Here is a 298-nt window from a genome sequence, read left to right as displayed (position 1 = left end):
GATTAGCGCCATGCGTTCATCTCCTCCATTCTGTTGCGGATAAGCCTGACGAGGTAGAAGGGAAACGCCTCATCACGTTTTTCCAGCGCTATCGGCTGAAGCTGGTTCTCCACGCACCACTGACGCCAGGCACCGACAATCAGCTCCGGTTGCCATGATGCAATTTCAGGGTACAGCTGACAGAGGCGATTCACATCTTCGTCGCAGCCTTTGGTTTCAGCATTGTAGCCAGTCATGCGGTGAGGCATTCCCGGCACCACTGCATCGTGTCTTAGTGACATTCGGTGCTCTCCTGCCC

1 protein-coding gene is annotated in these 298 nt (G+C 55.0%); it reads right to left on the bottom strand.

The features are described from left to right. Positions 1 to 2 precede the first annotated feature (2 nt). Positions 3 to 281: a hypothetical protein gene (locus tag RTW80_RS28600; RefSeq protein ID WP_058691265.1), complete on the bottom strand. Its 279-nt coding sequence runs from the start codon at positions 279 to 281 to the stop codon at positions 3 to 5. Positions 282 to 298 lie beyond the last annotated feature (17 nt).

The organism is Escherichia sp. AM3, assembly GCF_032029835.1.
Taxonomy (GTDB): domain Bacteria; phylum Pseudomonadota; class Gammaproteobacteria; order Enterobacterales; family Enterobacteriaceae; genus Escherichia; species Escherichia coli.
This window is presented reverse-complemented; position numbering and strand designations above follow the sequence as displayed.